We start from the raw sequence: 8,571 nt of genomic DNA on the forward strand, positions 1-8,571 counted from the left end.
CGATGGGCCGTACAAACCCGACGTACCGGGACGCACTCCGGGCCATCGAGGAACGCTGGGCGGACTTCCGGCGGGCACTGCGACGTCGCGACCAACCACGGTTCGACCAGCTGTGGGAGTACGCTCGTGAGCACGCCGACGCGAGCGGGCTACTGAACCATCAGAACCCGCTCCTCCCCGCGCTAGTCAGCATCGACCTCGAACAGGAAGCTCGTCTTGATGATCACGAAGAGCGTCTGGCGGAGCTCGAAGCCGCGGTCGACGCCGCCGGTGACCAGGAGGACGGCTTGCCAGAATCAGACACCTGACGATGCCCTTCACTATCGACTTCTTGGACGACGGGCGCATCCTCAAGTGGGACGCCACCGACGACGGCGCCGTCGCGACGGAGCGCGACGACTACACGCCACGGTTCTACGTCGCTGCTCGCGACCCTGACGCCAACATCGATCTTACTGCGCTCCAGTCGTTCTACGACCAACACCCCGACGTCGTCGCGACCGAGATAGTGACGCAACACCCAGGATTCCGTCGCGATGAGGAGTCTGTCCTCGCCGTCGACGTCGCCCACATCGACCGCGTCACCCCACTCGCCCGGCAGGTACGCCAGCTGTCGGCCTATCCAGTCGGGGATCTCGCCTGTTTCAACGTGGACTTTTCGCGAGAGTTTCGATACTGCCTTGAGGAAGACATCGATCCGACGCCGGCGAGCGAGCTGTCGACGCTCCGGCTCAGCGTTCCGGTGACTGAAACGAGCAACGACGTCTACGGGGAACTGTCTGTCGCCGGCGATACTGTTATCGGCTCGCCGACGGATCTCCTGACCGCCGTCCAGGGGGCACTCGACGCACACGATCCGGACGTCTTGGTCTGCTCAACCAGCGAGATCGTCCCGACCCTGTACGAGATGGCGACGGACGCCGGCGCCGATGACTTCTCGCTGAGTCGGTGGCCGGACGTCGATTATCAGCAGCTCGCGAGCCGGTCGACGTACTCGAGCTACGGCCGCGTCGGTCACTCCCCGGCGCGGTACAACGTCCCCGGCCGGGCGATCATCGACGAGTCGAACACGTTCTTTTACGGGGAGACGAACCTCGACGGCGTCCTCGACCTCGTGTCGCGCTCGAAAAAGCCAGTCCAGGAGCTCGCGTGGGCGTCGATCGGGAACGTGCTCACCGCGATTCAGATCTGCGAGGCCCACGACCGCGGCGTCCTCGTCCCGTGGAACTCCTGGCGCCACGAGTTCTACAAACCGATGGGGACGCTCCACGACGCCGACCGCGGCGGCTTCATCTTCGCGCCCGAGGTCGGCGTCCACAAGGACGTTCACGAACTCGACTTCTCGAGTCTCTATCCGAACATCATCTGTACCCGGAACGTCTCACCCGACGTTATCCGGTGTGACTGCCACAGCGACCGCGACGACGTCCCCGGCCTTGGGTACTCGATCTGCGACGACCGGGGCTACCTCGTCGACGTGCTGCAACCGATCATCGACGCACGCGACGAGATCAAGGCGGCCATCCGTCGCGAGAAGGAACGAGACGACCCCGACGACGACCGGCTGACGGAACTCGAGGGGCGGTCGGGAGCGCTGAAATGGATCCTCGTCGCCTGCTTCGGGTATCAGGGGTTCAGCAACGCGAAGTTCGGCCGCATCGAGTGCCACGAAGCGATCAACGCATTCGCTCGCGAGATTCTGCTGTCTGCGAAACAGCGGCTGGAAGCCGGCGGTTGGCGCGTCGTCCACGGCATTGTCGACTCCATCTGGGTGACGCCCGATCCCGACGTTGACGACGATGACCGCGAGGACCTCGTGGCGCTTGCGACAGAAATTACGGAGGACGTCGAGATTCGGCTCGAACACGAAGCCCGCTACGACTGGGTCGCGTTCGTCCCGCAGCGCGAGAGCGACGCCGGCGCGTTGACGAAGTACTTCGGGAAAGTCGCTGATGCCGACGAGTTCAAAGTGAGAGGTATCGAAGCGCGGCAGCGCTCGACACCACCGTTTATCGAGAAGGTCCAGCGGGACTGTCTCGAACAATTTGATGCGACTCGATCGCCTGACGCGGTCATCGATCGTCTTCAGGACGCAGTCACGCGCCTACATGCTGGAACGGTCCCAATCGAGGACCTCGTCGAACGGAATCGTGTCTCCAAGCCCCTGGAAGGGTACACGCAGAACACCCAGAACGTGGCGGCCCTGAAACGGGCTCGCGACCAGGACCTCGCTGTTCATCCTGGACAAGATATCGAGTACGTGGTCGTCGACGAGGAGAAGAACTCACGAGAGCGGGTCGCCCTCGCCCACGAGGAGATCGAGACCTACGACGCCTCGTACTATGAGACGCAGCTCGTTCGAGCCGTCGAAAGTCTGCTGTCACCACTCGGTTGGGATCGGACGGAGATTCGCCGGGAACTCGCGGAAACTCGGGAAGCGAACGTGACTGCCTTTACTGATAGCGGAGATTAACCAACATCATCGAAGTACGCTGCGAGTTGTTGGTTAAGACTGAACCTAACCGTGTTGATTAGGGGCAGGGAGAATACATCGCCCACACACCCCTCGTCCAGAGTGAAAACTAATCGGGGGAGTCGGGGGGTCCACGTGAAACGGAGGTTCGCATGAACGAGAAGTACGGAAAGACGGCCAGAGACGGGTGAACACGGAAGGAACAAACCGACAAACACGAGCGGCGGTTCGTAACTACCCGGACGAATGCCACTTTCGTCCTTCTAGTCGTATTGAATGCACTTGGGGAGTGGTAAGCAGCAGATGGTAATAAAGGTTCTAGGTAATACTATGCGAATTGGTATGTTTGGAAGATCGTCGGCTGTGTAATCACCGTCTTGTTAGTGTAGCTGTCTCACATCCTGTGATTTCAGTGGTTTTCTCCCATCCCGTCCGACGGTTTTCGTCCAGGCAACCGGGACACTCTCGATGCTTTTCACTCTGGACGAGGGGTGTGTGGGTTCGATTCCGTCATTCGTGGATTGTGAGACGTTAAGAGAATAATCGACGTCTTGACGATTAATCTCCCAGCACAGCGTCCTTTTGGGGAGCGAGTTCCTGTTCTACCTCGGTAGCCCGGAATCAGGAATCCAGATTCCAAGCGAACTGATTGCGCGCTCCGCGTTGGTTCGCCTGGAGATGTAGTCCTCGTTGTGGGAACATTCGATGGAATCACGCTATTCACTCTTGATCGGGGGTGCCGACACACTCTCGTCTCTACTACTCGACGATCACATCCGACCCTCATTCATCACGACCGGCGTTTCACTCTGGACGAGGGGTGTCTGCCGTGCGTCAGACACTCGTTTTTATCGTGTTCTCTCAGGGAAATGATTGATTACCGCGTCCAAGTTACACTCTGGACGAAGGGTGTGGTCTTGAGGAAGTTCTCGGCTCACCAAGTGAAGGGCTATTCACTCTTGACCAGGGGTGTGGCAAACCCGCTTGAGTCCGGCGTTTTCACTCTGGATTAGGGGTGCCAGGCTACGCTGCTAGCTATCGACCAGAATCCGATTTCACTCGGGACTGACTCGACTCTTTGTGAGGCTGATACGGTAGAGACAAAACATCAGAAGACGACAATAGCTCGATTTACACTCTTGTCGAGGTAGCCAAATCATTAAGTAGGTTCCTTCCGCGATGTCTGATATTGATGGCTGAGGAACCGTCCCAACTCTCTGACTTCGACGGCCGCTACGAGGACCCCGCCGACGATCCCCTCTTTGACTTTGATGAAGATGATCCCGACCGAGCCAATATTTTCGCTCGGAAGGAACTGCTGAAGGTGGGTCACGTCCCTGAAAGTGGACGTATCGTTGGCCGGGATGGCGAGATCAAAGCGGTTGCTGCTGAACTCAGGCCGATCGTCCGTGGTGATCCGCCCAACAACGTGATTATTTACGGCAAAACGGGAACGGGGAAGTCACTGGTTGCCCGACACGTCACCGAACGAGCACGGCGAGCCGCGGAGTCGAACGGTGTGTCCGTAGGCACGGTCTATGTCGACTGCGCGCAGCACAACACACAGACACGCGTCGCCAGGACGGTGACTCGTTCACTCAACGAGACGGACGAGACTGACTTCGATATTCCACGCGCAGGGATTGGCAGCGGTGAATACTACGACTACCTTTGGGAGATTCTGGATACTGCCTACGAATCGGTCATCATCATTCTCGACGAGGTGGACCGGCTCGACGACGATGATATCCTCATGCAGCTGTCGCGGGCTCGCGAATCTGGGAAAGCCGATTGCCACCTGGGCGTCATTGCAGTCAGCAACAAGATCGAGTACCGCGATCAGCTGAACGAACGCGTCAAGTCCAGTCTTCGCGAAGAAGAATTCGTCTTCCAACCGTACGACGCGAATCAGCTGCGGGAGATTATGAAACACCGTCGGGACGCGTTCCACGATGGCGTTCTCTCAGATGACGTGATTCCGCTGACGGCGGCACTCGCTGCCCAGGAACACGGTGACGCCAGGAAGGCTATCGAGATCCTCCGTCACGCCGGCGAGCTTGCCGAGCGAGAAAACGTCGACACGGTCGTCGAGGAGCACGTCCGCGATGCACAGGAATGGGCAGAAATCGACCGGTTCGAAGAGCTACTACGCGGGTCGACGACCCAGGTCAAATTCATCCTCTATTCACTCGCGCTGCTCACTGAGGAGAATCCCAACGAGGAGGGGTTCTCGACTAACCGCATTTACGAACGCTATAAGACGACGACAGAGAAGGCTGATGCGAAGACGCTCAGCGAGCACCGTGTCTACGAACTGTTGAAAGAGCAGGCGTTCCTCGGCGTCGTAGAATCAACCCGGACCGGTGGTGGTCGGGGTGAAGGCAGTTATCTTGAGCATCGGCTGGTTCAGGATACCGGTATCGTATTGAAATCCGTACTCCGGGACAGCCGGCTGGAAGATTTGGCCTAGCTCACGTTTCAGGGGGCTCCGCGCACCCCTGGTCACGAGTGTATTTCTCGATACGACGGAAACGTGGGGTGGGTGACGAAACGACGGAAACGTGGGGGGTGAGGTGCCTGACGTCGTGGCCACAGTCCTTCCACCGGCCTCCAGTTACGACGGAAACCTGGGGTGGGTCGCTTCCCTCTTCGAGTCCATCCGGGTTGATTGGACCCATTCACACTGAGGGGTGTGTGGTAGGCAGGACCCATTCACACTCTGGGGGGTGTCCTCTATAACGCTACTAACTGCCTGAAATAGCACCGGCCACGGTTTCGGCGCCGTCTATTCGTCGGGACTGACAGGGCCTTTATATTGGGAACGCACTTTTTCACCTTCTCGCCACTGCCAGTAGTAGTAGCGATTGTCGTTGATCTCCTTGATCGTAATCGTCGCTTTCGAGGGAACATCATCTGGGAGATCATCGGGACGCTCGTCGATCTCGTCCTCCTCTGACTTTTCGTCGAGACGGGCCTCGCGAGCTTTGTGTTCTGCGAGTTCCTCGGCGTAGCGTGCGACCTGCTGGAGCTGATCTGGGGAGTAGTCGTTGAGTGTGTTGACGATGTCTGTCGGGAGATCCGCCGGCGGCGTGGGTGGCTCGTAGGACATCAGCGGTCGCCTCGTGTTAACCAACAGAGCGGCTGTCACCAAAGATTTGTTGGTTAATCAGATTTCGTTCGTCGCCGGCTAAAGCGTACGAATAGCATACTATTCTAGAATAGAATGTACCGTTAGACGTCGTCGGGGCGTGGCGCGTTCTCGTACTTGACCATCTTCTCGGGCTTGTCAGAGATGGTGTCGTAGATCTGCTGGAGCGTCTCCTCCGCCGCGAGCAGGTTGTGAGCGTCTAGGAACTCGCGACCCTCTTCGGTGAGGCCGTAGAACTTCCAGGGATATCCCTGCCGGCGCTGATCATCGTCGAGGGCGACCTCTCGGACGATGCCGGCGTCGATGAGTTTCTGGATGTGCTTGTAGACAGTGGCATCACTCACGCTGGGGTTGAGTTCCTCGAGCTCGTACATCGAGGGGAGCTGGTCGGGGTGCTGCAGGATGTTGCTGATCAGCGCGAACCGCGTCTGCTGCGTTACGAAGTGGACGAGTTCCCGTGGTGTCGTCTCGTCACTGTCACCAAGGCTGTCATCCATAGCAGTGTATTCGACTGAATCTACCTAAGTAGTTTACTCTGAGGTAAACTGCTTGGAACAGATCGGCCTGGACGTAAGAATACGGGAATCACAGCTGCGATGGGAGACGGCCATCTGGGCGGGGCACACGCCCGTTTTTGATTTCGTGATCGACGCGACGCAGGTGCTTACAGCCACCCTCGGGTGAGCGTTGCTGCCAGTCGGGACAGGTACACGATTCGTCGACTACGTCGACTTCGTACCGATTGCCGGACGTGGACTGGACCTCGTAGCGACCACCTTTCGAGAGAAGCGAGATGTCCATCGATTCGTTGACGGCGCGCTTCGTGCGTGGTTCGAGGTCAGCCTGTGGCCGTGGGTCATCGTCGACGACCAGTCGGTTGCGAACGTCACCGGATCGACCACCGTCCGGGGCGACGGCTTCTGCAGGACCGCCGAGCCGTTCGAAGAGTCGTTCCTCGATTGGATGGCCTTCCGGCCAGAGATAGTGGACTTCGCGGCGCTCGCGATGGTCGTAGGAGCCACACGCGGCTGCGCTCCCCATCCAGACGCGCCAGGCACCCAGCGCAGCCATCACGTCGACGATGATCCGTGGGACGGTCTGGTGGTCGTCGGGGAAGAACACCCGGAAGCGGGTACACGCCTCCTGAGGCGGGACAGTTTCCCACCAGTCTTCGCTGGCGCTCCAGCTGTCGAACATCGCGTCGTCGCTGCCGTAGCCGACCGTGACGCCGTCGATCGGCGTCCAACCCGTCGGGAGGTGGTCTGCCTGCCCCTCGAGTATCCGGAGGACGGCGTATCGAAGGTACTCGTGGGCTTGGTTGTCCGTCGTTCGGGCGACCTGGTCGTGCTGCTCGGCGACGTGCTCGGCTTCCTCGAGGACCGTTGTGAGATAGTCGTCAGTCATGGTTCGCGGAGGTCAGAATGCGCCTCCGCCCCTCTGCGGGCGCAGAAAAACTTAACCAACGAAAGAGGGAAAATCCGGCAATCTGTTGGTTAATAGATTTAGCGAGCAACCGGCTCTTCGAGCACGTCGATGAGTTCCTCTGCCGTCCGACTAACCTTACCTCGTCAATATCTCATCGAGGCCAGATTTCTCAATCAATAGGAGTGCCATCGCACCAAGGAATACGAACCCAATTAGGGTGCCCAACAACCCGAATACGGGATGGATTACTGTCGAGATAATGCCGGGAGCCATCCAAATCAGGATGATACCGGACAGAACGAACCCCGTCGTGTAGCGGATGTTCCAATATTTCGCGGACGTATAGATCCCTAGGAAGATACCTGTAAGCATGAGCAGGTACACTAGTCCTGCTACGACCGGCCCAACGAACTCCTTGATGAACACGACGATCAAGAAGACGCCGACCGGCGGGACAAACACCTCCTGTAGACCGCGTCCGACTCCATCAGCTCCCGTTGGCGCCGGCATACAATCTCATCTAAAGTGCCGAGTGACAAAAACAGCCACCCGATACGCTAGCAACACAAAGCGATTCTGAGTATGGTAACAAACGAACAGCGGAGTACCGAATCGAGCGCTGGATAATCCTTCAATTTTCGAGTGTCTCAACGATTTTCTCTGCTGTGGTACTAATCCGGCCGAGCCGCTCGCGAACGACCTCGGGATCGTCCGACTCCCAGGCTGCGAGGTAGAACGCTGAGCCGCTAGTGTCGAGCCCGCAGTACCGCCCGACGACGTATGCGACGGCTTCGGCCTCGACTTCGCGTTTCGACCGCTCAGTGTCGTCGTCGACGTCGAAGTGGAGCAGGGCGTGCGCGCATTCGTGAACTAGCGTCCGGGCGAGATCAGCGTCGTTCTCCCGATCCTGAACCTCGACACGCGGCTGCATATCGACCAGACTCAGATGCTCACAGATACCCTTCGCCTCGCCGTGTGTCCACTCCTCGGCTGGAACGATTCGCACCGTCACGCCGAGCTCATCAGCGGCGGCAGTCAACTGTTCGACGAGGTCGCCGGCGTCGCCGGTCGCTTGCGTGTCCAAGTCGGGAAGTGGCTCGCCCTCGGTCTGGGAGACATCGAACACCGGCGCGGGCTTGAACCCGACCAGTCCCTCCGACCATTCCTCGGGCGGCTTCTCGTCGTACTCACAGTCACTGTCCTCGTGGTAGCTCGGCGAGTTCTCGCACTCCGGGCACTGCTTCGTGATGATCGGCGCCCAGATCCAGATGGCCGACTCCCCCTCCTGGACGTGCCGGTCGAATTCCTCCTGCCACGTTCGGTAGCCCGCGACGCGCGTCGCCTCGGGGTACTGCTGCTTGATGAGGAGCGTGTTCCGATACGAGTAGTCGTGGAAGCGACTCTGGACGTCGAGCCACTCCTGAAACTCCTCGCTAGCCTGCGCGTCGTCGACGCCGGCGACGAGCTCATCGATCCACTGCTCGATCGTACTGTTCATCTCGTCGTCTCGCGTGTCGGTCTCCTC

8 protein-coding genes are annotated in these 8,571 nt (G+C 59.0%); 3 read left to right on the top strand and 5 right to left on the bottom strand.

The features are described from left to right. Nucleotides 1-2: 2 nt before the first annotated feature. From C437_RS07855 to C437_RS07865, 3 genes are all read left to right on the top strand, one after another. On the top strand, nt 3-308 hold the full coding sequence (locus C437_RS07855; RefSeq protein ID WP_004516398.1) for a hypothetical protein: 306 nt from the start codon (nt 3-5) through the stop codon (nt 306-308). Between the two features lie 2 nt (nt 309-310). Next, on the top strand, nt 311-2,473 hold the full coding sequence (locus tag C437_RS07860; RefSeq protein ID WP_004516399.1) for a type B DNA-directed DNA polymerase: 2,163 nt from the start codon (nt 311-313) through the stop codon (nt 2,471-2,473). A gap of 1,192 nt (nt 2,474-3,665) precedes the next feature. Then, nucleotides 3,666-4,943 (top strand): Cdc6/Cdc18 family protein, encoded by a 1,278-nt coding sequence (locus C437_RS07865; RefSeq protein WP_004516400.1) that lies wholly within the window; start codon nt 3,666-3,668, stop codon nt 4,941-4,943. Nucleotides 4,944-5,258: 315 nt separating this feature from the next. On the opposite strand, the gene C437_RS07870 is transcribed toward C437_RS07865, so the two are convergent. The 5 genes from C437_RS07870 to C437_RS20810 form a co-directional block, all read right to left on the bottom strand. Beyond that, a complete protein-coding gene (locus tag C437_RS07870) occupies nt 5,259-5,582 on the bottom strand; it encodes a hypothetical protein (RefSeq protein ID WP_004516401.1) in 324 nt (107 codons plus the stop codon). 122 nt (nt 5,583-5,704) lie between these two features. Then, entirely contained in the window at nt 5,705-6,118 is a 414-nt protein-coding gene (locus C437_RS07875; protein ID WP_004516402.1) for a helix-turn-helix domain-containing protein, read from the bottom strand. A gap of 88 nt (nt 6,119-6,206) precedes the next feature. Beyond that, entirely contained in the window at nt 6,207-7,025 is an 819-nt protein-coding gene (locus C437_RS07880; RefSeq protein WP_004516403.1) for a hypothetical protein, read from the bottom strand. Nucleotides 7,026-7,181: 156 nt separating this feature from the next. Continuing rightward, nucleotides 7,182-7,556, bottom strand: coding sequence for a hypothetical protein (locus tag C437_RS07885; RefSeq protein WP_004516404.1), 375 nt, complete (start codon nt 7,554-7,556; stop codon nt 7,182-7,184). 121 nt (nt 7,557-7,677) lie between these two features. Beyond that, nucleotides 7,678-8,571: ArdC-like ssDNA-binding domain-containing protein (locus tag C437_RS20810; RefSeq protein WP_004516405.1), on the bottom strand; the 894-nt coding region annotated here is incomplete at its 5' end.

It is taken from the genome of Haloarcula vallismortis ATCC 29715, from assembly GCF_000337775.1.
Classification (GTDB): Archaea; Halobacteriota; Halobacteria; order Halobacteriales; family Haloarculaceae; genus Haloarcula; species Haloarcula vallismortis.

Coding starts and splice junctions, on each gene's coding strand:
- C437_RS07855 (WP_004516398.1), top strand. CDS start 3: ATGGGCCGTACAAACCCGACGTACCGGGACGCACTCCGGGCCATCGAG.
- C437_RS07860 (WP_004516399.1), top strand. CDS start 311: ATGCCCTTCACTATCGACTTCTTGGACGACGGGCGCATCCTCAAGTGG.
- C437_RS07865 (WP_004516400.1), top strand. CDS start 3,666: ATGGCTGAGGAACCGTCCCAACTCTCTGACTTCGACGGCCGCTACGAG.
- C437_RS07870 (WP_004516401.1), bottom strand. CDS start 5,582: ATGTCCTACGAGCCACCCACGCCGCCGGCGGATCTCCCGACAGACATC.
- C437_RS07875 (WP_004516402.1), bottom strand. CDS start 6,118: ATGGATGACAGCCTTGGTGACAGTGACGAGACGACACCACGGGAACTC.
- C437_RS07880 (WP_004516403.1), bottom strand. CDS start 7,025: ATGACTGACGACTATCTCACAACGGTCCTCGAGGAAGCCGAGCACGTC.
- C437_RS07885 (WP_004516404.1), bottom strand. CDS start 7,556: ATGCCGGCGCCAACGGGAGCTGATGGAGTCGGACGCGGTCTACAGGAG.